The organism is Ancylobacter polymorphus (assembly GCF_030813495.1).
Lineage (GTDB): Bacteria > Pseudomonadota > Alphaproteobacteria > Rhizobiales > Xanthobacteraceae > Ancylobacter > Ancylobacter polymorphus.
The window spans coordinates 56910-80840 of the sequence record NZ_JAUSUI010000005.1; the positions used below are offsets into that span (position 1 = coordinate 56910).

At 68.4% G+C, this 23931-nt stretch carries 20 protein-coding genes; 10 read left to right on the plus strand and 10 right to left on the minus strand.

Annotated features, from left to right (window positions below; translation table 11 throughout):
- Positions 1 to 11 precede the first annotated feature (11 nt).
- The 4 genes from J2S75_RS12170 to J2S75_RS12185 form a co-directional block, all read right to left on the minus strand.
- The gene (locus tag J2S75_RS12170; protein WP_307020130.1) at positions 12 to 1043 is read right to left on the minus strand and encodes an ABC transporter permease; all 1032 of its coding nucleotides are present in this window, start codon (positions 1041 to 1043) and stop codon (positions 12 to 14) included.
- Positions 1040 to 2632, minus strand: a complete 1593-nt coding sequence (locus J2S75_RS12175) for a sugar ABC transporter ATP-binding protein (protein WP_307020132.1) — start codon at positions 2630 to 2632, stop codon at positions 1040 to 1042. The genes J2S75_RS12170 and J2S75_RS12175 overlap by 4 nt, the downstream gene beginning before the upstream one ends.
- A 121-nt stretch (positions 2633 to 2753) precedes the next feature.
- Complete coding sequence (locus tag J2S75_RS12180) at positions 2754 to 3764, minus strand: substrate-binding domain-containing protein (protein WP_307020133.1); 1011 nt, start codon at positions 3762 to 3764, stop codon at positions 2754 to 2756.
- A gap of 59 nt (positions 3765 to 3823) precedes the next feature.
- Positions 3824 to 4819: an ABC transporter permease gene (locus J2S75_RS12185; protein ID WP_307020134.1), complete on the minus strand. Its 996-nt coding sequence runs from the start codon at positions 4817 to 4819 to the stop codon at positions 3824 to 3826.
- A gap of 480 nt (positions 4820 to 5299) precedes the next feature.
- Between J2S75_RS12185 and J2S75_RS12190 the strand changes: the two genes are divergently transcribed.
- From J2S75_RS12190 to J2S75_RS12200, 3 genes are read left to right on the plus strand one after another with little or no spacing between them, the layout of a single operon-like run.
- On the plus strand, positions 5300 to 6388 hold the full coding sequence (locus tag J2S75_RS12190; RefSeq protein WP_307020135.1) for a LacI family DNA-binding transcriptional regulator: 1089 nt from the start codon (positions 5300 to 5302) through the stop codon (positions 6386 to 6388).
- A gap of 11 nt (positions 6389 to 6399) precedes the next feature.
- Positions 6400 to 7056 (plus strand): aspartate/glutamate racemase family protein, encoded by a 657-nt coding sequence (locus J2S75_RS12195; RefSeq protein ID WP_307020136.1) that lies wholly within the window; start codon positions 6400 to 6402, stop codon positions 7054 to 7056.
- Between the two features lie 29 nt (positions 7057 to 7085).
- The gene (locus tag J2S75_RS12200) at positions 7086 to 8147 is read left to right on the plus strand and encodes an aldo/keto reductase (protein ID WP_307020137.1); all 1062 of its coding nucleotides are present in this window, start codon (positions 7086 to 7088) and stop codon (positions 8145 to 8147) included.
- Between the two features lie 58 nt (positions 8148 to 8205).
- On the opposite strand, the gene J2S75_RS12205 is transcribed toward J2S75_RS12200, so the two are convergent.
- Positions 8206 to 9519 (minus strand): glycosyltransferase family protein, encoded by a 1314-nt coding sequence (locus tag J2S75_RS12205; protein ID WP_307020138.1) that lies wholly within the window; start codon positions 9517 to 9519, stop codon positions 8206 to 8208.
- 524 nt (positions 9520 to 10043) lie between these two features.
- Between J2S75_RS12205 and J2S75_RS12210 the strand changes: the two genes are divergently transcribed.
- The 4 genes from J2S75_RS12210 to J2S75_RS12225 are packed head-to-tail and all read left to right on the plus strand — an operon-like array spanning position 10044 to position 16180.
- The gene (locus tag J2S75_RS12210) at positions 10044 to 10964 is read left to right on the plus strand and encodes a glycosyltransferase (RefSeq protein ID WP_307020140.1); all 921 of its coding nucleotides are present in this window, start codon (positions 10044 to 10046) and stop codon (positions 10962 to 10964) included.
- Positions 10961 to 12154, plus strand: a complete 1194-nt coding sequence (locus J2S75_RS12215; protein ID WP_307020141.1) for a glycosyltransferase family 4 protein — start codon at positions 10961 to 10963, stop codon at positions 12152 to 12154. Before J2S75_RS12210 ends, J2S75_RS12215 begins: the two co-directional genes overlap by 4 nt.
- Positions 12147 to 14648, plus strand: a complete 2502-nt coding sequence (locus J2S75_RS12220; protein ID WP_307020142.1) for a glycosyltransferase family 4 protein — start codon at positions 12147 to 12149, stop codon at positions 14646 to 14648. The genes J2S75_RS12215 and J2S75_RS12220 overlap by 8 nt, the downstream gene beginning before the upstream one ends.
- Positions 14645 to 16180 carry a glycosyltransferase family protein gene (locus J2S75_RS12225; protein WP_307020143.1) on the plus strand — a complete coding sequence of 512 codons (1536 nt, stop codon included), beginning with the start codon at positions 14645 to 14647 and terminating at the stop codon, positions 16178 to 16180. Before J2S75_RS12220 ends, J2S75_RS12225 begins: the two co-directional genes overlap by 4 nt.
- A 127-nt stretch (positions 16181 to 16307) precedes the next feature.
- Here the strand turns inward: J2S75_RS12225 and J2S75_RS12230 are convergent, their stop codons facing one another.
- The 5 genes from J2S75_RS12230 to ndk all read right to left on the minus strand — a co-directional run bounded on the left by J2S75_RS12230 (position 16308) and on the right by ndk (position 21932).
- Positions 16308 to 17135 (minus strand): transglutaminase-like domain-containing protein, encoded by an 828-nt coding sequence (locus J2S75_RS12230; protein ID WP_307020144.1) that lies wholly within the window; start codon positions 17133 to 17135, stop codon positions 16308 to 16310.
- Between the two features lie 227 nt (positions 17136 to 17362).
- Positions 17363 to 19447 (minus strand): molybdopterin-containing oxidoreductase family protein, encoded by a 2085-nt coding sequence (locus J2S75_RS12235; protein WP_307020145.1) that lies wholly within the window; start codon positions 19445 to 19447, stop codon positions 17363 to 17365.
- A gap of 76 nt (positions 19448 to 19523) precedes the next feature.
- Positions 19524 to 20267, minus strand: coding sequence for a TerC family protein (locus tag J2S75_RS12240; RefSeq protein WP_307020562.1), 744 nt, complete (start codon positions 20265 to 20267; stop codon positions 19524 to 19526).
- Positions 20268 to 20428: 161 nt separating this feature from the next.
- Positions 20429 to 21133 (minus strand): TerC family protein, encoded by a 705-nt coding sequence (locus J2S75_RS12245; protein ID WP_307020146.1) that lies wholly within the window; start codon positions 21131 to 21133, stop codon positions 20429 to 20431.
- Positions 21134 to 21509: 376 nt separating this feature from the next.
- Positions 21510 to 21932, minus strand: coding sequence for a nucleoside-diphosphate kinase (ndk, locus tag J2S75_RS12250; RefSeq protein ID WP_244377262.1), 423 nt, complete (start codon positions 21930 to 21932; stop codon positions 21510 to 21512).
- Between the two features lie 223 nt (positions 21933 to 22155).
- Between ndk and J2S75_RS12255 the strand changes: the two genes are divergently transcribed.
- From J2S75_RS12255 to J2S75_RS12265, 3 genes are all read left to right on the plus strand, one after another.
- Positions 22156 to 22362: a hypothetical protein gene (locus J2S75_RS12255; RefSeq protein WP_244377264.1), complete on the plus strand. Its 207-nt coding sequence runs from the start codon at positions 22156 to 22158 to the stop codon at positions 22360 to 22362.
- Positions 22363 to 22613: 251 nt separating this feature from the next.
- Positions 22614 to 22832 carry a hypothetical protein gene (locus J2S75_RS12260; RefSeq protein ID WP_307020147.1) on the plus strand — a complete coding sequence of 73 codons (219 nt, stop codon included), beginning with the start codon at positions 22614 to 22616 and terminating at the stop codon, positions 22830 to 22832.
- Between the two features lie 494 nt (positions 22833 to 23326).
- Positions 23327 to 23881 (plus strand): DinB family protein, encoded by a 555-nt coding sequence (locus J2S75_RS12265; RefSeq protein ID WP_307020148.1) that lies wholly within the window; start codon positions 23327 to 23329, stop codon positions 23879 to 23881.
- The last annotated feature ends 50 nt before the right edge of the window (positions 23882 to 23931 follow it).

Here is a 23931-nt window from a genome sequence, read left to right on the forward strand (position 1 = left end):
TGGCGTCTGTTTCAGGTCTTCTTCTGGCTGAACACGAAGAAGGCGGCGGCCAGCAGGATGAATCCGCCCACCACCACGCGCTGCCAGGTGGAGGGAATGCCGACCATGACCAGCACGCTGTTCACCACCACCACCAGCAGCACGCCCAGCAGCGTGCCGAGCACGCTGCCGGTGCCGCCGGTGATGCGCGCGCCGCCCAGCACCACGGCGGCGATGACGTTGATCTCGCTGCCGACGAGATCGAACGGGTTCGCCTGCCGGTTGGCGCAGGTATGGATGATGCCGGCGAGGCCCGCGAGGCCGCCGGCATAGGCGAACAGGAAGATGTGGATGGTCCGCAGATTGTAGCCGAGCCGCTCGGCCACGCTGGCATTGCCGCCGACCGCGAAGATGGCGCGGCCCATCAGCGTGCGGTTGAGCATCCACCAGGTGACCAGCGCGGCGATGGGCAGAACGAGGAAATAGAACGGCAGGGTGATGGTGCGCCCGTCGGCGGCGTCGAACTGCAGCAGCGGCATGCGGCCGAACGCGCCCATCTGCGGCGGCAGCGACATGATCCACACCGTGCCGATGAAGGCGAGCAGGATGCCGCGAAACAGATATTGCGTGCCGATGGTGACGATCAGCGACGGCACGCGCAGATAATGCACCAGCAGGCCGTTGACCACGCCGAGCCCCGCCCCGCCGATAACCGCCGCCAGCACGATCAGCGCCATCGGCGCGTCGGGGAAGTGGTTCTTCACCAGAAGGGTGAGCGAATACATGGTGAAGGCGGCGATGGCGGTGAAGGACACGTCGATGCCGCCCGCCGCCAGAATGATGAACACGCCGAGCGCGAACAGGCCCATCACCACGCTGGCGCGGCCGATATCGATCAGCGAGGAGGGTTGCAGGAAGGCCGGATTGGCGATGGCCACCGCCACGCAGATCGCCACCAGCAGCACGAAGGTGATGACCTCCGGCCGCCGGCGCACCAGTTCCAGCAGCGGGCGGCGCGGGGCGACGGGCAGCGCCGCGACATCGGTGGGGGATGTGGTGCTCATGAAAGCGTCTCCGGCGAGGCGGAAGGCTGCGGCCGCGACGCCAGCATGGCCTGATAGAGCTGTTCCTCGGTGGCGCGGGCGGCGTCGCATTCGGCGACGATGCGGCCATTGCTCATCACGAGGATGCGGTCGCAGTTCTGCAGAAGCTCAGGCAGGTCGTCGCTGACGATGACAAGGCCCATGCCGGCCTCGGCGAGTTGCTGGATCACCTTGTAGATCGTGTCCTTGGAGCCGACATCGACGCCGACCGTCGGCCCGTGCAGCACCAGCAGTTTCGGCAGGATGGAGAGCCAGCGGCCGATCAGCACGCGCTGCTGGTTTCCGCCGGAGAGCGCCCCGACCGGCAGGTCGATATTGCCGGTGTTGAGGCGCATGTCCTTTGAGATCTTGTCCGCCAGCGCCCGGCCCTTCGCCCGGTCGACGACGCCCACCGCATTGGCGAGGTCCTGCACGACAAGGGCGATCTCGTTCTCGAAGATCGACTTGTCGAGGAACAGCCCCTCGCCCAGCCGGTCCTCCGGCACATAGCCGATGCCGAGGCGGATCGCCTGCGCGGGATGGCCGATCCGCTGGACCTTGCCGTCGATGCGGATGGCGCCTTCCGCCGCCGGGGTGACGCCGGCAATGGCGGTGGCAAGCTCGTTGCGGCCGGAATCGGCAAGGCCGGTAATGCCGAGGATTTCGCCCCGCCGCAGGCTGAAGCTCACCCGGCCGAGGCTCGGCGGCAGCGCCAGCCCTTCCGCCGCGAACAGTTCTTCCGCCAGCGGCGCCCCGGTGCGGTAGCGCGCGCCGTCAATATGGCGGCCGGTCATCATCTCGGTGAGCTGGTGCTTGGTGTAGTTGGCCAGCGGCCCCTGCCCGACGCACTGCCCGTCGCGGAACACGATGGCATGGCCGCCGATGCGGTAGCACTCGTCCAGCTTGTGGGTGACGAACAGCACCGCCACGCCTTCCGAGCGCAGCCGCTCGACCACGGCGATCAGATTGTCGACCTCGCGGCGGGTGAGCGAGGTGGTCGGCTCGTCCATGATCACCATCTTCGCCTTGGTGGCGATGGCACGGGCGATGGCGACCAGCTGGCGCTGCGCCAGCGGCAGGTCGGAAACGATGGCGGAGAGATAGGCCGGCGCCGCCGGCAGCCCCACCACCTCCAGCGCCGCCTCGGCGGTACGCCGCAGCCGGCCGCGGTCGAACAGCCGCGCGAGCCGGCCGCCATGGGCGACAAGCTGCTCATTCAGCGCGACATTTTCCGCCACAGTCAGGTTCGGCAGCAGGGAGAGGTCCTGGTAGACGGTCTCGATCCCGGCAGCGAGCGACTGGATGGGGTTGAGCGCGCGGAAGCTGCGCCCCTCCAGCACGATCTCGCCCTCGTCCGGGGCATGGGCGCCGGACATGATCTTGATGACGGTACTCTTGCCGCAGCCATTCTCGCCGAGGAGATGATAGGCCTCGCCCGGCACGATGGAAAAGCCGACGCCGCGCAGCGCGTGCACGCCGCCGAAGCGCTTGTGAATGCCGCGCAGTTCCAGGAACGCGCGGGGAGCGGTGTCCCGGGAGACCGGAGCGTTGGACACGGAACCGTGGGACACGTGGGACCCCTTCGTCGATGGGCGGCGCGGCGGAACGGCGCGGTGAAAAGCGGCCGCAGGCGCGTGGGAGAGCCTTCCGCAGGCGCGCGCGGCGCCTGCGGAAGTCCGGTTGGTCAGGGGATCAGAAGAGGTATTCCTTGTAGTTGTTCTTGTCGGCCAGAACCATGCCGTTGCCGATGATCAGCACGCCTTCGCCCGGCCCCTTGGTGACCTTCACCTTCTCATAGCCCGGCACGCCGAGATTGGCGCCGTCCTCGATCTTCTTGCCGGCGATCAGGCTCTTGGCGACCGAATTCATCGCCATGCCGGCCTTCTGCGGGTCCCAGAAGCCGATGGCGGTGATGGCGCCGGATTCCAGGAGGTCCGCCGAGGGGTTCGGCAGGCCGGTGCCGACCAGGCACACCTTGCCCGAGAGGCCCGCCTCGTCGATGGCGCGGCCGACGCCGAGCACGTCATTGCCGGCCGAGGTCTGGAAGCCCTTGATGTCCGGGTGCTTGCGCAGGATTTCCTTGGCCTTCTCATAGGTGGCGTTGGCGTCGTCGAACGATTCATTGTTCGCGTCGACCAGCACCATGTCAGGGTGGTTCTTGGCATTGGCCTCGCCGGCGCCGACCCACTGCATATGCGTGCGGCTGCCGAGCGAACCGACGAAGGTGGTCCACTTGCCCTTGCCGCCCATGCACTGCGCCAGGCGCTCGTTCAGCGCCTTGCCGTAATCGGCATTGTCGAAGGCCTCGACATCGGCATGGGTGTTCTTCTGGTTGTCGGCCTCATGGGTCACGACGATGATGCCGCGATCCATGGCGCGCTTGAGCGTGCCTTCGAGCACGGACGGATCCATCGGCACAACGGCGAGGCCGTTCACGCCCTTCGCGACGAGATCGGTGACGATCTGCAGCTGCTGGGCGGCATCCGCCGTCGCCGGGCCGTACTGGGTGGCGACCACATCGGGGTTTTCCTTCTGGAACAGCTTCACGCCGGTTTCCATACGGTCGAACCACGGAATGCCGCTGATCTTGACCACGGTGGCGATGACAGGCTTGTTCTGCGCCATCAGCGCGCCGGCCGAACCCGCCACGAGCGCCACGGCCATGGCCGAGCCCAGCAGCATCTTCTTGGAAAGAGCTCCCATCGTTTCCTCCATTGTTGTTGCTTCCCTCATGTCGAGTTCCGATGCGTGAGGGGGGCGCATCACACGAGCCGTTTGCTCTTGTTGGGCATCAGGAAGCCGGCCACGTCGTAGCGGCCGACCGCCAGGAAGGTCAGAAGCAGCGCGCCCCAGGCGAAGTCGCGCACGAAGTTCGACAGGCCGCCGAAATTCAGCATGCTGGACATCAGCTGCAGGGCGATGGTCGCCAGCACCACGCAGATCACGCGGCCATAGCCGCCTTCGGGCCGCACGCCGGCCATGACCGCGATGAGGATGGCGATAAGCAGGTAAGACGTGCCGTAATCCCACTTCACGTTGACGTTGCGCGACGCGATGATGATGCCGGCAAGGCCGGAGAGCAGGCCGCTGGTGGCATAGGTGGCGATCAGCACCCGCGTCTTGGGGAAGCCGGCATAGAGCGCGGCCTTGGGGTTGGTTCCCATCAGCATCAGCCACAGCCCGAACGGCGTGAACTTCAGCAGGGCGGCGATGAAGGCGGCGACGCCGATGAAGATGAGGAAGCTGATCGGCACGCCCAGAAACAGGCCGTTGCCGATCTCCGACAACAGGTCCGGCGTGCCCACCGCCACCGCGCGCCCATCCGAGGCGACCACCGCGAGGCCGGTGAACAGCATCTGCGTGCCGAGCGTGCACAGGATCGGGGTGATGTTCATCCGGCTGATCAGCAGCCCGTTGAAGGTGCCGCCGACGAGCCCGATCACCAGCGCACCGGCGATGAAGGCGAGCGAATAGGCCGCCGGCTGGTCGGCGCTCGACAGGAAGGAGCCGACGACCACCGCCGAGAGCACGCCGGAAAGATTGGCGAGCGCGATGCCGGAGAGGTCGATGCCGCCATTGCCGGCGCACATGGCAAGCATGACGCCGATGGCGAGGAAGCCGATTTCGGGCAGCTGCCCGGCCATGGACTGGAGATTGAACGGCGACAGGAAGGCGCCGCCGGAAATGGCCGCTCCCAACGCCAGCACCGCCACATTGATGGCGATGAGCATGACCAGCTGTCCGCCGGTGGCTCGCATGGTCTCCTCCCGGAGTCGCGCCGTCCTTTTTAGTAAACTCTGGCCGGCTTCACTAAATTCGTAGCAAAGGCTTTTGCGCGACGCAAGCGGGCTGCGGCACCCCTGCGACACCGTTTCCGCGACCGTCCGGCAGCTGCCGCAAACCGCAGCGGGATGAAAAAACCGGCACGGCGGTGCTGCGGTGTCCGGCGAACCACGGCGTGGGATTTCGTATGCCAAAGCCTTATGGGACAGTATTTCTGACGCATTTACCCGCCCTTCCCACCGCGCCCGGCAACCACCTGCGTCGTCGGACGGTGGGCGCCGCCTGCGCAAATCGCAGGCAGCGGCTGCAGTCGAGAGCCGGGCCGGACGCACCGTTCTTGCAAGACAGTTGCAAGGCCGGGATATTTGGCTTAACGCTCAAAAAGAGACCCGAATGTTTACTAAACAAATTTTGCCGCGAACCTCATCGGGTTCCATCGGGACGTGCAGCCGGACATGAAAGCCAAAACGTCTTTCACCATTCGGGACATTGCCGGGGCGGCGGGCGTCTCGCCGGCCACGGTCTCGCTGGTGCTGAACGGCAAGGGGGAAATCTCCGGCCTCACCCGCGCCCGGGTGCTGGAAGCTGCCGCCCGGCTCAACTATGTCCCCCGCCTCGCCAAGCCGCGCCCCGACGCCACCGGCACCATCCGCTTCCTGAAGATCGCCAAGCACGGCCACACCGTGAACCGCGACCACAGCGTCTTCGTCTCCGACTATATCGACGGCATGTCGGCGGAAGCGACAAGGCGCGGCTACGCGCTGGAAGTGGTGAGCCATGAGGGCCAGGGCATGACGGCGGTCGCCGACATGATCGCCGTCGCTCCGGTCAGCGGCATCATCGCGCTCGGCACGGAAATGTCGGAATCCGACATCCGCGTGCTGCAGGGCGTCGGCCGGCCCATCGTGTTCATCGACACCTTCTACGACGTGGTCGAAGCCAATTTCGTCAATATGAACAATGAGGACGCGGTCCATCAGGTCATGGCCCGGCTGCGCCAGCAGGGGTTCGCGCGCATCGGCTTCGTGGCGAGCCATGTCGAGACCACGAATTTCCAGCTCCGCCAGCACGCCTTCCACCGCAACGCCGCGCGGCTGGGGCTGACCATCGACCCCGCCCATATAATCTCGGTCGAATCCACCTTCGACGGCGCCCATACCGACACGGTGAAGGCGCTGAGCGAGGGGCTGGAACTGGCGGACGCCTATTTCTGCACCAATGACGTGATCGCCTATGGCTTCATCAAGGCGCTGCGCGAATTCGGCATCCGCATCCCCGAGGATGTCGGGGTGATCGGCTTCGACAATCTCCCCCTCAGCGCCACCATGGAGCCGGCGCTCACCACCATCGACGTGTCGAAGCGCAAGATCGGCAATCTCGCCGTGACCATTCTCGACGATCTCATCAACGCCGCCGAACCGCAGCGGCCGGTGAAGATCCTGGTCGGCGCCAGCCTCGTCACCCGCGCCAGCGATCGCGGGCCGGCCGATCCCCGCCCCGCCCCGCGCGCCGTGCGCCGCCGTGGCGTCGCCCAGACCGCGTGAGGAGAGAGCCCATGCCGATTCTGGCGATGATCCACACCGTGCCCGCCCTGCCCGCGCGGCTGGAACCGCTGGCGGCGCAGGCGCTGCCGGGGTGGAGCTTCACCCATACGGTCGATGAGAGCCTGCTTTCCGAGACCATCCGCGCCGGCGCCCTCACCGAGGCGACGCGGGAGCGGCTCGCCGCCCGTGTGCGCGATGCCGCCGTCGGCGCCGACGCGGTGCTCGTCACCTGCTCGACGCTCGGCGAGGCGGTGGACGCGCTGCGCCCGACCCTTGCCGTGCCGCTGTTCCGCATCGATCGCGGCATGGTGGAGGAAGCGGTGCGCCGCGCCCGCCGCATCGGCGTGCTGGCGACGCTGTCGACCACGCTGGAGCCGACCGGCCGGTTGATCGAGGCCACTGCCGCCGCCACGGGTCGCGAGGTTACTCTGCTGGCCCGGCTGTGCGAGGGCGCCTTCGCCGATCTCGCCGCGGGTGACCGGGAGACGCATGACCGGCGGGTGCGCGAAGCCTTCGAGGAGGTGGCGCCGCAGGTCGATCTGGTCGTGCTGGCGCAGGCCTCGATGGCGGACGCGCTGCCGGCCGCCGCCCGCGCCGGCGGCGCCGTCCTCACCAGTCCCGAACTCGGCATCGCCGCTGTCGCGGCCACATTGACAGGCCGCACCTGAGCGGCCGCGCTTTCCGGGAGAGAGCCCTGATGAAATACCGCACGCTCGGCCGTTCCGGCCTCAAGGTTTCCGCCCTCAGCATGGGCACCTTCTCCTTTGGCGGGGTCGGTGCCTTCGCCATGGTCGCCAATCACGGTGTCCCCGAGGCCCGCCGGCTGGTCGACACCTGCCTCGATGGCGGCATCAACGTCATCGACACCGCCAACATGTACTCGCTCGGCCGTTCCGAGGAGATCGTCGGCGAGGTGCTGGAAGGGCGGCGCGAGCGCGTGCTCATCTCCTCCAAGGCGCGCATGCGTATCGGCGACGGGCCCAATGACGAGGGCGTGTCGCGCTATCACCTCATCCGCGAGTGCGAGCGCAGCCTGAAGCGCCTGCGCACCGACCATATCGACATCTATTTCCTGCACGAATGGGACGGGCTGACCCCGCTCGACGAGATGCTCTCGGCGCTCGACGCGCTGATGCGCCAGGGCAAGATCCGCTATATCGGCTGCTCCAACTATTCCGGCTGGCATGTCATGAAGGCGCTCGGCATCGCCGAGGCCAAGGGGCTGCCGCGCTTCGTCACCCAGCAGATTCACTACACGCTGGAAGCGCGCGAAGCCGAGTACGAACTTCTGCCCATCGCGGTCGACCAGGGCGTCGGCGTCATGGTGTGGAGCCCGCTGGCCGCCGGCCTGCTCTCCGGCCGCTTCGGCCGCGACAAGTTCCCGGCCGATTCGCGCCAGGCCGCCGGCTGGAGCGAGCCGCCAATCCGCGACAGCGAGCGCCTGTGGCGGATCGTCGACGTGCTGAACGACATCGCTGGCGCGCGCGGGGTCACGGCGGCGCAGATTTCCATCGCCTGGACGCTGTCACGCCCCGGCATCGCCTCGCTGGTGGTCGGCGGCACCGAGGAATCCCATTTCCGCGACAACATCGCCGCCGTCGACATCACCCTCACCGCCGAGGAGCTGGAGCGGCTGAACCTCGTCAGCCGGCCGCCCTATCTCTACCCCTACTGGCACCAGCACAATTTCGCCCGCGACCGCTTCAGCGACGGCGATTGGGCGCTGCATGGCAGCTATGAGGACCTCGGCCATATCTGACGCGGCTACGTCTGACGCGGCCGCGTCTAGCTCCGGCCAGCCTCCGGACGGCCCGGCCTCAGCGACGACGTTTGCTGGCAAATAGATTTCGGCGCATCTTGCGGGCGGCGCTCAGCGCGCGGCGGATCGGCCCGGCGCGAGGTGCCGCCGCCGGCACGCCCGGCAGGGCGGCGAGCTGCGCCAGCAGATCGCGCGCCACGTTCTCGGGCACGATGCTCTCCTCGATATGCCGCGCCGCCCGCGCGCCCCGCCGCGCCGCCTCGGCGGGGTCGTCCGCCACCGCCCGCAGCGCCGCCACGGCGCTGGCATGGTCCGGCTCGGCCCAGTGCTGGTCCGGCGTATAGCTGGCATTGGCCTCGCCCGGCTGCACCGGCACCATCGCCCAGTCGACGAGATAGGCGTCCTCGGGCCGCAGAAACGCCAGCGGCCCGCCCCAGCCGGTGACGATCACCGGGCGCCCCGCGCAGGCGGCCTCGAAGGCGCCGAGCCCCCAGCCCTCGGCCCGGCAGAGCGAGACATAGCAATCGCCCAGCTCATGCAGCGCCTCGATCTCGCCATCCGGCAGATCCTCGGTCACGAGGCAGATCGGCGGCGGCAGCCGGCCATGGCGCAGCACGGCGCGGCCGATCATCGCCTCGAATTGCGGCCGCACCGGCACCGGCTTGCCCTCATGCCCGGGATCGCGCCGCACGCGCTCCAGATCATGCGCCGTGGTCTTGATGACCAGTGCCACCGGATCCTCGGCGCCGAAGGCGTCGGTGAACGCCGCCACCAGCGGGCCGATGGATTTGCGCTCCAGCCAGGTCGAGACGGTGTAGAATACCCGCCGTCCGGCGAGCGGCGGCAGGCGCTGGCGCAGACGCTCGCGGTCCTCGGCGGTCACGGCCCGCGCCGGCCGGGGAAGATGCGGCACGACAAGGATCGGGATCGTCACGCCACTGTCGCGGAACACCTGCCGGTTCCATTCCGTGGGCACGATCACCGCGTCGAGCCCATTGATCAGCGCCGGCCAGTGAGCCGGCAAACGATCCGTCTCCCATACGGTATGGCCGACCACGGCGCGTGTGCCCCGGCCGCGCTCGCGGGCGATGAAATGCGGGTAATATTCGGGAACCAGATGCACAATGGCCATGTCGCACGCCGCCGCGTCATCGCGCAGGGTGCGCAGGTCCTCCGGCCCGGCCTCCTTTGCGCGGGCCGGCGCATAGCCGAGGCCGAGCCCGCCGCCGGGCAGCAGCGGTTCCCAGGCGACCCGCACGCCGGCCGCGCTGAGCGCGCGCACCAGTGCCGCCGCCGCCACGGCATAGCCGCTCACATCGCCGAGGCCGATATAGCGCAGCGAGACAGGCGAAGCCGAGGACGGGACGCTCATGCCCAGCCCCCGCCCGCGCGGGTGGAGAAAAGGCGACGCATGGGTTGAACGGCTCCTCCGGATGGCGTGGCATGGCGGAGGGTCGCCCCGTGCACCACGCGCCGCGTAGGTGGCACCCCGCCAAGGCGAAGGCAAGGCCACCGGCCGGCCCCTTATGATACCGTCTCGGCTGCCCGGCCCTGTATGTCAGCACCGTGCAACATCGACAGCTTAAATAAAAAATGGCCACATCCTCGGAACTACGAATTGAAACCGGCGGGCGCTCTGTATATCGCTCTCCGGCCCGGTGTGAATGGCCACGCGCGGGCGAGTAAGATCGTGTAATATTTCGGACGACGAGCTTTAAGCGGATGAGCGCGAAGATCACACCGGTCTGCGTCGGCGAAGGGTAGCAGCATCTTAAGTGGTACTGTGCTCTTGCACCCCAAAAAGCTTAGCGGTGCGCTGCCTGATGGACGGCGGCGCCCCAGACCTACGTCTCAACGCTTTTACGGCATCGAATGTTGAACCCTCGCGCGGCCGCTGTGACCGATCTCGCCTCACCCGCCCGGCCCTCACCCGGCGGGGCGCGCATCCCCAATATTTACCACTTCGTCTTCGGTCTTCTGCCGCAGACGGAGCCGTTTCACCTCATGCACTATCTCTGCCTCGCCTCCTGTCTGGAGGTGAACCGGCCGGAACGCGTGGTCGTGCATCTGCTCAACGAGCCCTTCGGCCCGCTCTGGGAGCTTATCCGCCCGCGCATCACGGTGGAGCCGATCCGCGCGGACGAACGGGGCCTCGCCGTCGATTACCGGGACGAGGCCATGGCCCGCTTCGCCTATGCGCATCGGTCCGATTTCATCCGCCTGCGCGTGCTGGAAGAACAGGGCGGCGTCTATGCCGATATGGACACACTGTTCCTGGCGCCACCGCCCGCCACCCTGTTCGCGCAGTCCTGCGTCATGGGGCATGAGCGGGTGGACCGCAGCGCCCCCTCGGCCCCCGAAGGCTCGCTGTGCAACGCGCTCATCATGGCCGAGCCCGGCGCGCCTTTCATCCGGCGCTGGATCGAGCGCATGCCGGCCGCCTTCGATGGCAGCTGGAGCAACCACTCCACCTTCCTGCCCTATCGGCTTGCCCGCGAATTCCCCGACACCATCCATGTCGAGCCGGAAAGCCGTTTCTTCGCGCTCGACTGGACCCGCGACGGCCTTGCCGGGCTTTTCCGGGAAAACCGCCACCTTCCGCGGCAAGCGTCCAGCCTGCATTTGTGGGCGCATCTGTGGTGGGATGAGGAACGGCGCGACATGTCGAATTTCAGCCATAAGCGGTTGACGCCCGATTATGTCGCCCATGCCCGCACCACCTATGCCCGGCTGGCGCGCCGGCACCTGCCGCCCGGCCTTGCCTCCCCCGCACTCGTTTATGGGCTGCGGCGGCTGTTCCGGGCGAAGCGGCCGTGAGCGCCGCGCCTCCCCCGAAAAGCCGGGCGGTGCTGCTCACCCATGTGGTGCCCTCGCCGGAAGGCGTCGGGCTGGTGCGGCGGGCCTGGCGCTGGGCCTGCGAACTGGCGGCGGCGCATGAACTCGACATTGTGGTGGTTCCCCGCGAGGCCGATCCGCCGCTGCCAGCGGTGCCGCTGCCGGGCCGGTTGCATGTGCTGCGCGGCAGTGGCCCGGCGCTGCGCGCCCGTCACCTGGCGGACTGGTTCGAACCCGACGCGGCCATCGCCGCCGCGCTGGCCGCCCTGCCCGGCCCGGTGCCGGCGCGGGTCGTCGCCTTCCGCTTCTATCTGCACGACATCGCCGCGCATCTGCCCCCCGCCTGGCGCGAAGTGGCGGAAATGGACTGCGACGACTGGGAATCGGCGACGCGGCTCAGCCTCGCCGGGCTGGCGTTGCGGCGGCTGCGGCTGCGCCGCGCCGTGAAGCGATTATGGCAGGCATGGCGCTATGGCCGGCTGGAACGGCAGCTCTTGCCGCGCTACCGGGTCGTACATTTCGCCGCCGCCGAGGATGCCGCCCGCGTTCGAGGCTGGCCGGGCATGGGCGAGGTGCGCGCCACGCCCAACCGCCTCGTCATCGATGCGCTGCCGGCGCTGCCGCCACCGCCCGAGCGCGGGCGCACCCTGCTGTTCGTCGGCGCGCTGTTCTACCCGCCCAATGAGGATGCGGTGCTCTGGTTCGCCCGCGCCGTGCTGCCGCGCCTGCGCCGCCTCGTGCCGGAGGTCGAGATCGTCGTCGCTGGCGTGGCCGGGCCATCGCTGCGCCGCAAGCTGGCGGCGCAGGGCATCACCTATGTACACGCGCCCGCCGATCTGCGCCCGCTCTATGCGCAGGCCAGCGCCATCATCGCCCCGGTGCGCGGCGGCGGCGGCACCAAGGTGAAAGTGCTGGAGGCATGGTATTATCGGCGTCCTCTGGTCGCCACCTCGCATGCGATGCGCGGCATGCGGGCCGAGGCCGGGCGGCACGCGCTCGTGGCCGATGATGCCGAACCCTTCGCCCGGCATTGCGCGGCGCTGCTGACCGATCCGGCGCTCGCCGCCCGCCTTGCCGACGAGGGCGAACAGCTTCTGCGCACCGAGTACAGCCTCGCAGCCCCGCCCGCGCCCCTGTCCCTCCGGCATGGGACCGGAACGCGCCATGCCTGAACCCGTCCCCCCGGCGAACCGCCCGCCCCTGCTCATCGTCTCGGTCGCGTCAGGCTATGGCGGCGCCGAGCGCACCATCGAGACGCTGCTGCCGCCGCTGCTCGCGCAGCGCCGGGTCGAGGTGTTCGCCAGCAATCCGCTGCATCTGGAACGGCTTCAACGCATCTCTCATCCGCGCCTCGGCCTGCATGAGGTGGATGCCACGCAGGGCGACTTCGCCGCCATTGCCGCCCGCCGGCTGGTGAAGCGCGTTCTGGCGCTGCGCCCTTCCGCCCTCCTGACCAACACGATCGATTCGCTGCGCATCCTCGCGCTGGCAACAAAATGGCTGCCGGGGCTCGACGCCATCGCCTGCGTCGCCGCGCATGATTTCCTCTGGTTCGACCGCGCGGCGCTGCTGCCGCAAGTGCCCCGCGCGACGCTGGTGGTACCAGACCGTTCGGTGCTGGAAAGGCCGGATTATCTCGCCGACTATGTCTGGCCGCACGGCCCGATGCGGGCGGTTGTGATTCCCAACCCGGTCGACATCCCCGAAGCGCCAGCGGCCGAGCCGGCCGAGGACGCGCCCTTCCTGCACCTCGCGACGCTGAACGGCTTCAAGGGCCATGCCGCGCTGGTCGCCGCCGCCGCCGTGCTGAAAGTGCGCTGCCCCGGCCTGCGCATCGTCTCGGCCGGGCATCGGCCGATTCCCGCGCTGGAGCGTGAGCTGCGGGAACGGATGGCGGCGGTCGACATTGCCGGCACGCTGGACCTGCAGGACCATGTGCCCGACCCGTCGGCGCTGCTGCGCCAGGCCCGCGCCGTGCTCGTCACCTCCCTTTCCGAGCATGGCGGCCCGGAGACCTTCAGCCGCGCCATCATCGAGGCGTGGGCGCAGGGGCGCCCGGTCATCGCCTTCGCCTGCGGCGCGCCGGCGCAGCTGATCCGGCACGAGGTCGACGGCCTGCTCGTCGATGAAGGCGATGTCGAGGGGCTGGCCGGCGCCGTGGAGCGGCTGCACCGCGATCCCGCCCTCGCCGACCGTCTCGGCCGCAACGGGCGCGAACGCGCCGCGCGCGACTTCGCCACGCCGCAGGTTCTGGCGCAATGGACGGCGGTTCTCGACGGGCGCTGGTGCGTACGCCGCCTCGCCCCGCCCGCCGGCGCGGGCCGCGGCGGCCCGGCGCTGCTGCTGGATGTCTCGCTGACGCTGGAAAACGGCTGGAACTCCCCGGTCGGCATGTCGCGGGTGGAACGGCACACGGCCGACCACGTCGCGACGCAGCCGGTCCGGGTGCAGCTGGTGCGGCGCAGCCCGGAACAGGGCGGCTACCGCCGGCTCAGCGGGCAGGAGCTGGAATTTCTCGCCGGCACGCCGGACGGCATGGGCCGGATCGCCGATGCCGAGCTGGCGGCGGGAGCGCTGCCGCCGCCGCCCCGCGCCCGGCCGCCGGGGCCGGTGACGCGGGCGCTCGCCTCGCTTCAGCTTACCGACCCGCGCCTGCGCCGGCTGATAACGCACCGGCTGGTGCCGCGGCGGCTGATCCGCAAGCTGGAGGGCCGCCTGACGGCGAAGCCGCGCCGCGCGCCGCGGCCTGCCCCGCCCTTCGCGCCGGCGGCGGGCGATGTGCTGCTGAGCGTTTCCAACCCGTGGGACTATCTGGCCCCCTCCGTCTTCACCGCGCTGCGGGCGCAGGGCGTGCGGCTGGTACTGGCCGTGCACGACCTTATGGTGTGGGAAACCCCGCAATGGACCGCCGGCCGCGACCCGCGCCGCTACTGCGCCGACATGCTCGGCACGCTGGCGCAGGCAGACGCGCTCGTCGCGGTTTCCCAGCACACGGCGCGGCAGGTGGAGCGGGCGCTGGCGGAACAGGGCTGCGCCCTTCCCCCTTTGCGCGTCGCCGCGCCGGGCGGCCTCGTCACGGCGGGCGCCCTCGCCGGCGGGCCGCCGCCGGGGCTGCCGAAGGACCGCCCCTTTGTCCTCTACTGCTCGACCATCGAGATCCGCAAGAATCACATACTGCTGCTGAATCTGTGGGAACAGCTGCGCGCGCTTTTGCCGCCGGAGCGCCTGCCGGTGCTGGTTCTGGCTGGCCGCTGGGGCTGGGGCGCCGACGCGGTACGGCTGGCGGTGGAGCGCAACTGGCGGCTCGCGCCGCATGTGCGGGTGGTGCCGGCGCTGCGCGACGAACAGCTGCGCTGGCTCTACCGCCATGCCCGTTTCACCGTCTTCCCCTCCTTCACCGAGGGGTTCGGCCTGCCGGTGGCGGAAAGCCTCGCCCTCGGCACGCCGGTGCTGGTTTCCGCCCACCCCGCTCTGATCGAAGCCTCGGCCGGGCTGATGCCGGCGCTCGATCCCGGCGATCTGCCGGCCTGGCGCGCGGCGGTCATCCGCCTGTGCCTCGACGACACATATCTGGCACAGTTGCGGGCGAAAGCGGTGCAGTACCCCCCCGCGCCCGCAGATCTTCTGCCCCGGGCGCTCCTTCAAGCCGCCTACGTGGCACCATGATGAACGTCCCCCCGCCCCAGATGCCGCCCCCGCTGGGGCCGCAGGCGCTGCGGGCCGCGCTTCGGCATTTTCAGGACCGGCTGCAGGCGCAGGAGGCGCAGTTCGCCCGCCTGCAGCGCCAGATCAGGCAGCAGGCGGCCGAGCTGGCCGAGTGCCGTGAGGCGCTGCAGCGTTCAACGGAGGGAAAAGCCCGCCTGTCCGACACGCCGGCGCTGCGCCACATGGCCCGCGCGCTGCGGGGTCTGCTGCCACGCCGCTGGCGCGAGATACTCGCCCGCGCGCCCTTCACCGCCGCCTCGGAGGGCGCGCCGGACTATCGCGTGCGCCTGCGCGCCCTGCGCGCCTCCGGCCAGCTGGCGCGCACGCGCCGCGTGGCGCTGGTCGCCCCGGCAAGCCTGCGCCGCGCGGCGACGGCGGCGGCGCATATTATCGAGGCGATGGGGCTGCGCTGCACCGTGCACAGCATCATGCCCACCGCCTTCACCGACGACCTTTATCTGGTGCTCAGCCCGCGCGCTTTCGCGCAGCTTCCGCCGCCGGACCGGCGCATTCTCTGGCTGGTGGAGTCCGGCGAACTGGCGGGGGAATGGAACGCCTCGCTTCACGCGCGGCTCGACGGTTCGCTCGCCGTGTTCGAGGCGCTGCAGCCGCGCATCGCCGAACTTCAGGCGCACGGGCTGGTGCTGCACCAGATTTTCCACGTGCCGCTGACGCCCTTCACCGCCCCCGACCCGGTGCGGCCGGACCGCTCGCCGCTCGGCCTGCCGCATATGCTGGCGCGGGCGCTGCATGGCTGCGGCGTGGTGGACGACGCCACCTTCGAGGCCGCCACCGCGCAGACCCGGCTCGACGCCCCGGCGCTTGTGCTCTGCCTGCCGGAGGCGCCGGAACGCTTCGCCCTCGCCCGCGAGAGCGAGCGCCACGGCGCCCTGCTGTTTCCCGGCCTGCGCCATGTCGATGGCTGGAAGGGCACCGCACTCAGCTACCGCTATCTCGCGCGCCGCACGCTGGCGGCCAGGCGCGAGCGGCTGGTGATCTGGGAGGACGATGCGCGGCTTCCCGCCGATTTCGACACCCGCCTCCCCGCCCTGCTGGCGCGGCTGCAGGCGCAGGCCGGCGACTGGGACGTGTTTTCCGGCCTGATCACCGATCTCTCACCGCAAGGCGAGGTGAAGGCGGTGCACGCCGATGGCGCGAACCTGCTCATCGAGCTCGACACGGTCGTCGGCATGGTGTTCGGCGTCTACGGCCCCAAGGCGCTGAACGCGCTCGCCGGCTACCGCCTGGAGGGCGAGGACGTGATGAGGGACACGATCGACCGCTATCTCGAAACGCTGGAACTGCGCTGCTGGACCGTGTTTCCGCCGCTGGTCGGCCATGCCGACCATGTGTCATCCACGCTCTGGGACCCGACGGGAAGCCGTTTCCTCAGCAATGAGTGGCTCAACCCGATGATCGACGGCAGCCAGTTCCGCCTGCTGGAGAAGATCGCCGAACGGCTGGAGGGCGCCTCTCGCCCGCCGTCGCCATAGGCGCGGCCGGCGCCCGCTCCCCGGACCGGAGCCGTTCCGGTGACTTCACCGTCACCGGCACGGCTCTAACTCTCTGATTATACGCAACTCCTATCGCAAGACCGCTATGCACTTTTGCGGGAATTGCTCAGGCGATCCCCACCGCGCGGACGGTGGGTTCCTCGTCCGCCACCTCCTCCACCGGCGCGATCGACACCGCCATGTCGGTCATGACAGCATTGCCGTACATCGTGGCGAAGGCGGCATCCGCCGCGTCGCGCCCGACGCCGATGCGCACCAGCCCCTGCAAGGCCGCCTTGCGGGTGGGGTCGAACAGATACCAGGCGCCGTCGAGATAGCATTCGAACACCGCGTGGAAATCCGGCGGGTCGAGCTGCCAGGCATAGGAACTGGCAAAGCGGGCCGGGATGGAGAGCGCGCGGCAGAAGGCAATGCCGAGATGGGCGAAGTCGCGGCACACGCCGGCGCGCTGCACCATCGTGTCATAGGCCGAGGTCTCGGAATTCGAGCTGCCGCTGAGATAATCGACATTCTCGTAAATCCAGTTGCAGATCGCCGTCACCCGCTGGTGCCCCGGCGGAAGGGCGCCGAATTCGCGATAGGCGAAGCGGGCCAGCCGGTCGGACTGGCAGTAGCGGCTGGGATTGAGGAAGGGCGTCACCTCCAGCGGCAGTTCCGCCACCGGCGTTTCACTGAGGCTGGCGGGGTCGGCATCGTACATGGAGAGGTCGATGGTCGCGGCATAGTCGACCTCGAACGTGCCGGGCTCGACCACCACCCGCACCAGCCGCGTGCCGCCGTCGAGTTCGTGCCGGTCGACAGCGACGGCGGGGGTGAGGTTCAGCCGCTCGGTGAGGATCTTCTGGTTGCGCAGCGCCGCCGCCTCGATGTTGAGGAGAAAGACGGTGGTGTCGCGTACCTCATAGGCGAGCCGGGAGGCGACGTTGAATTTCATGGGGGCGGTTCCGGTGGAAGGACGTGCCCCTATGACGCGCGCCGCGCGGTTCGGTTCCCTTGGATACCGCAGGATTCGCACGGGCCCCGCTTGGGGCCGGTGTCATCCCGGCAGGACCGCAGGCCCTGTCCGGGATCGTGGCGGTGTTGCGGTCGACGATCCCGGCTCGAAGCCTGCGGCTGCGACCGGGATGACGGCGCACCCCATGACAGCCGGCGGCAAGGGCCTCACACCCTCCCGATCCGCACCCTATTGTCGTGCAGCGCCGCGCCGCCGACGGGGGCGACGGGGTCGGCGCCGGTGAGGCTGTTGATGCCGCGCCCGCCCTCATGCGCGCGGTTCGGCCAGATCGATTCCGCCACCACCACGCCGCGCCGCAGCCCGTCGAACAGGCGGGCATGCAGCAGCACCGCGCCGCGCGCGCTGGCGACGGTCAGGAGATCGCCCTCCCCGATGCCCAGCCCGGCGGCGTCCTCCGGATGGATCAGCAGTTCCGGCCGCTTCTCGCGGGCAATGGAGCCCTCGGTCTCGGTGAAGCTGGAATTGAGGAAGGAGCGCGCCGGCGCGGTGACGAGGCGGAACGGGTAGTCTTCATTCGCCTCCTCCGTCACCGCCCAATGGTCCGGCCATTCCGGCATGTCGCGATAGGGCCCGAACTTGCCCGGCGAGGCATAGCGCGAATGCGCCCAGTCCGGCTTCAGCCGGAACTTGCCGTCCGGCCAGTTGAAGCCCTTCACATAATGCGCGGTGTCGAAATCCGGCTGCACGTCGAGGAAGCGCTTTTCCTCCAGCTCGTCCACCGTGCCGCGCCCCTTGGCCTGCAGCAGCCAGTCGACATGCGCGCGCGGGCTCATCTCGAAACCGGGATGCGACGCGCCGAGCCGTTGCGCCAGCGCCACGATCACCTCGTGATTGCTGCGGCACTCGCCCGGCGGCTCCACCAGCTTGGGGCCGAGGATGACATATTGATTGCCGCCGCCCTGATAGAGGTCGTCATGCTCGGTGAACATGGTCGCCGGCAGCACGATGTCGGCCATGGCGGCCGTCTCGGTCATGAACTGCTCATGCACGGCGACGAACAGGTCGTCGCGGGCGAATCCGCGCCGCACCGTCTCCTGGTCGGGCGCGATGGCGACCGGATTGGTGTTCTGGATCAACATGGCGGTGACAGGCGGTCCGCCGAGCAGCGCCTCGGCATCGCCGGTGAGGATGGCGCCGATGCGCGACTGGTCGAGTTCGCGCGCCGTGATGGGGATGTCGAGCCCCTCCACCATGGTCTTGTTCCAGGCATAGATGGCGCTGTTGGAGTGGAACACCCCGCCGCCCTCATGCTGCCAGGCGCCGGTTAGGGTGGCGATGCAGCTCACCGCATGCATCGCCACCGCGCCATTGCGCGAGCGGGTGAAGCCGTAGCCGGCGCGGATGAAGGTCTTCTTGGTGCGGCCGATGGCGTGGGCGAAGGCTGTGATCTCCTCCGCCGGCAGGCCGGTGAGGTCAGCCGCCCATTCCGGCGTGCGGGTGGCGAGATGCGCTTCCAGCCCGGCCGGGTCGTCGGCGAAGTGGGCGAGATAGGCGCGGTCGGCCAGCCCGTCGCGGAACAGCACATGCATCACCGCGCAGGCCAGCGCGCCATCCGTGCCGGGGCGGATGAGGATCGGGATGTCCGCCTGCTCCATGGTGGGCGAGCGATAGACATCGACCACCGCGATCTTCGCCCCCCGTTCCTTGCGGGCGCGGATGGCGTGGGTCATCACATTGATCTGGGTGGAGACCGGATTGGTGCCCCAGATCACCACGAAATCGCTCTTCGCCATTTCGCGCGGGTCCGGCCCGGCGAGCTTGCCGGTGCCGGCGAGGAAGCCGCTCCAGGCCGGATTGACGCAGATGGTGGAGAAGAAGCGCGAATAGCCCTTGGCGCGGGTGAGGCGGTTGATGCCGTCGCGCATCACCAGCCCCATCGTGCCGGCATAGTAATAGGGCCACACCGTCTCCGGCCCGTGCGCCTGTTCCGCCGCACGGAAGCGGTGAGCGATCTCGTCCAGCGCCTCGTCCCAGGCGATCGGGGCGAAGCGCCCCTCCCCCTTCGCCCCCATGCGGCGCAGAGGCTGTGTCAGCCGGTCCGGGTGGTTGGCCCGCTCGGCATAGCGCGCGACCTTGGCGCAGATGACGCCGGCGGTGAAGCTGTTGCCGCGCGAGCCGCGCACGCGGCCGATGCGGCCGTCCTCCACCTCGATCTCCAGCGCGCAGGTGGAGGGGCAGTCATGCGGACAGGCGGAATAACCGGTTCGGACAGGCGAGATGTGCTGATTCATGAAAAAGGCGCTCCGCTTTTATCCTAGCGGAGCGCCTTCGGTTTTTACACCTGTGCGATCGGTGCTGCGATCAGGCTCAGTGCGCGGTCGCCTCGCGGCGGCGGCTCTTGACGATCCAGCCGAACGAGACAACGAAGACCGCGCCGACCACGGCCGCGAGATAATGCGGCACGGCGGAGGCCTTCAGCCCGACCGGGTCCTCGGGATCGGCGATCACCTCGACCAGCCACGGAGCCCAGCCCTGCATCGCCTCCAGCACCACCTTGTCGCCCACCAGCATCTCGCCGGCGATCCAGCCGAGCAGCGCGGCGCCGAACCAGATCAGGATGGGGAAGCGGGAGATCAGCTTCAGGATCAGCTGCGAGCCGAAGATGATCAGCGGGATGGTGAGCAGCAGGCCGAAGATGAACAGCTCGGCATGGCCGCGCGCTGCGGCGGCGATCGCCACCACATTGTCGAGGCTCATCACCGCGTCAGCGATGGCGATGGTGCGTACCGCCTTCCACAGGCTGTCGGCGCTCTCCACATGGTGGCCGTCGCCGCCCTCGTCGAGCACCAGCTTGATGGCGATCCAGAACAGCAGCACGCCGCCCACCACCTTCAGGAACGGCACGCCGAGCATATACGACACCACGAGGGCGAAGATGATGCGCAGGCCCACCGCCGCACCGGCGCCGAGCAGGATGCCCCATTTGCGCTGCTTTTCCGGCAGCGAACGGCAGGCGAGCGCGATCACCACCGCGTTGTCGCCGGAGAGCAGCAGGTCGATCCAGATGATCTGGAGCAAGGCCACCCAGAAGATCGGGCTTGAGAAATCCATCATGTCCTCTCTGAGAGTCGGGTCTTGTTCAGATGTCAGAGGGAATACCCGCCCCCTTTCTGGCATACATTATAATTTACGCCAGAAAGCACCCCTAAAACGCCCGACGCCCGCGCTCATGTCGAGTCGCGGGCGCCGAGGGGGAGGGAAGCCCCGTCAAATCACGAGCCGTGCGGGCCCGCCGCGTGCGCCCCGCCCTTGAAGCGGGAGATCGTCCAGCCGGTGGCCAGCACGATCACCGCGCCGGCGGCGGCGGCGGCATATTCATAGTGATGGACCACGGCCTCGCCGAAATAGTCCAGCACCTTCACGTCGGAGACGAACATCTCGCCGGCCACCCAGCCCAGCAGCGCCGCGCCGGCCCACACCAGGAAGGGGAAGCGGGCCAGCAGGCCCATGATCAGCGCCGCGCCGGCGATGATCATCGGGATGGAGATGACGAGACCGATGATGATGAGCGTCCAGTTGCCATCCGCCACGGCGGCGATGGCGACGACATTGTCGAGGCTCATCACCAGATCGGCGACGGCGATGGTGCCGACGGCGCGCCACAGATTGTCATGCGCGGCGACGCCACCTTCCTCGCCCTCTTCCGGCAGCACGAGATCAACGGCGATGTACATGAGCGCCAGCGAACCGACGATGCGCAGCCAGGGCAGGCCGAGCAGAACGGCGATGATGGCGGTGAACACGATGCGCATGCCGACGGCGACGCCGGCGCCCAGGATCATGCCGGTGCGGCGCATCTTGTCGGGCAGCGAGCGGCAGGCCATGGCGATGACCACGGCGTTGTCGCCCGAAAGCAGGACGTTGATCCAGATGATTTTGAGAAGTGCCAGCCAGAATAGCGGCTCAAGGTAGCTCATTGCGGTCGTTCCCTCACCTTCCCGTCCGGATGCGGACGGGACTCCAAGTCAGTTGTGTCGGCGTTGGCGCGCCATGATTTGAGGTGAGGCAAGAGGAGGTGGCTCCGGCGGGCCCACTCCCGGGCGCTCTTGGCGCGCCATTAACGGCATCCCCGCTGCGGGCCACTTCTCCATGGCCGGACCCCCGCAGCGCCCATTCGGGGAACATACATAATAATCCATGCGGTGGCCAAGCCCGAATACCGCATTTTTCTCAGCAAATGATGCTGCGAGAGCTTAGTCTACGCTGCTTCGCAAAAAGAAACACCCCGTCCGAAGGCCCGGACGGGGTGCGATTTCAACGCCTTGCCACCCTGACGGGCGGCAGATCGTGCGATCAGCCGACGATTTCGTTGCCGGAGAAGAACTGCGCGATCTCGATCTGCGCATTCTCCAGGCTGTCGGAACCATGGGCCGAGTTCTCGCCGACGGACAGGGCGAATTCCTTGCGGATGGTGCCCTCGGCCGCGTTGGCCGGGTTGGTGGCGCCCATCACTTCACGGTACTTGGCGACGGCGTTCTCGCCTTCCAGCACCTGCACGACGATCGGCTCGGAGATCATGAAGTCCACGAGCTCGCCGAAGAAGGGGCGCTCCTTGTGGACGCCGTAGAAGGTCTCGGCCTGGGCGCGGGTCAGCTGAATGCGCTTCTGCGCGACGATGCGCAGGCCCGCCTTCTCGATCAGCGCGTTGACGGCGCCGGTGAGATTGCGACGGGTGGCGTCGGGCTTGATGATGGAAAAAGTGCGCTCGAGCGCCATGGTCTGTTTCCCTGGAAATGTGGGGGCGAAAAGTTCGCAGCGGCTTATAGCGGCGCCTCCGCCTGCGGACAAGAGAAGCGCGGGCGGCGTTTTCGACACGCCTTGGCAACACCGTCCGCCGAATCGTTCGTACACGAAATAACCCGCTTGCGGCGGAACCCCTCGGCGCTCATCTGTTTAGGCAACAGAGCGGCCGGAGTGCCGCAGCGCAGGGATGTTACCGATGAAGAAATGTGTTCTGGCCATCGCGGGGATGGTGGCCGTGCTTGTGGGTTTTCTCGCCGTGCCGTTCCTTCCCGTCGCCGACGCGACGACCGATCCGGCGCGGGAGCCGGCGGGGTACAAGACCTGCTATCTCGAACGGCGCGCCGTGTTCACCGAGGGTGCCCCGCGCTGGGTGAAGGCGCCGCGTTGCGTATTCGCGGAATAATCGCCGTTCACGACTTCATGATTACCTCTTGGAACTCTTCCGGGAGTACGCACGTTAAGTAGGCGTTAACGGACGAAACGAGACGCAGACGAATGAACGGACCTGAAACGTATCGTTCCGCTGCAGCCGCCAGAACGGGCGGCGCAGAGAGAGAAGTTCTGCGCCTGGAGTTTCGTGTCGAAGTGATGAGCGCGTTAAGGACGCAATGAAGCCCGGTGGCCTCCCCACCGGCAGGTGGATGAGGTGCCGCGATGTACAAGGCCATTGCCATCAGTGCTGTTGCCGCCGTCATGGGTTTCACCGCGCTCTTCGTCGGCGCGGCCGACGCCACCGGCTATTTCAAGCGCCAGCTTCCCGTCGCCACGGTCGAGATCCCCGTCGAGCAGGTGGCCGGCGACTGCGTGATGCAGTCCCGGTGGGTCACCGATGCCGGCCGCATGGTCGAGGTCGAGCGCCCGGTCTGCTACTGAGGTCCGGCGGTCATTGAGGGCGCTGTCGTCGGTCTCGTCGGACACACACTCCACCTCACTGCACTCATCATCCACTGGTTTCACAGGTTAGGCTCGCGGCATCCCCACTCCCCCAAGCCCCAACGCGAGCCCATCAGCCCCGGCTTCTCCCCCAAGGAGCCGGGGCACTTTTTTGCGCGGCGCTCAGCCCACCGGATGAACAACAGCCAACGGCGCGTTCAGCCTGCGTTGCGCCGCCCTATGCAGGATAGGGGCATTCCGGAAACGGAACAGCCAATGGCAGCCGCCGTTCCCGCCGACCCGGCGGAGGCTCGAGGCTGGAACGCCCCGGCCGCGCTGCGCGCGGCCGGGGCGCTTCCCCCTCCCCTACGCCAGCTTCGGCGACGCTGATAGAAATCATCATCACTGCGAATTAGTCCGCCCTGCCAAGCTGTTGCACACTGCCGGCCTCTGTCTGGCGCGCCCTTGCGCCGAGCTTGACCGGGAGTTTCCTCATGCCGACCTCGCCGCTGCCCGAGACGTTGGAACAGCTCGTCACGCATCGCTACCGCACCTTCGCCGCCTATAATCAATGGGCCAATCAGCGCCTCTACGCCGCCGCCGCCCGGCTTGGCGACGAGCAATACAAGGCCGCGCGCGGCGCGTTTTTCGGCTCGGTGCATGGCACGCTGAACCATCTTCTGGTGGGTGACCGGCTGTGGATGCGCCGGCTCACCGGGTCCGGCATGGAGCCTGCGGGTCTCGACGCTATCCTGTTCGAAACGCTCGCGGAACTGGCGCCGGCCCGCGCGGCCGAGGACGCCCGCATCAGCGCCTATGTGGAGGGGCTCGACGTGGGGACACTGGCGGCCGAGCACAGCTATGTCACCGTCAACGGCACCCGTTTCACCCAGGTTCTGGCGACGATTCTCGACCATGTGTTCAATCACCAGACCCATCACCGCGGCCAGGTTCACTGTATTATCAGTGGCTTGCTCGGCAACGACGCCGCGCCCTCGCTCGATCTCATCGCCTTCCAGCGCGAGAGCGGCATTTCCCGCCGGGGCTAGGCCAGGCGCGCCGGCACTCTTGCCGGCCGGCCGCCGGCGCGGCACAAGAC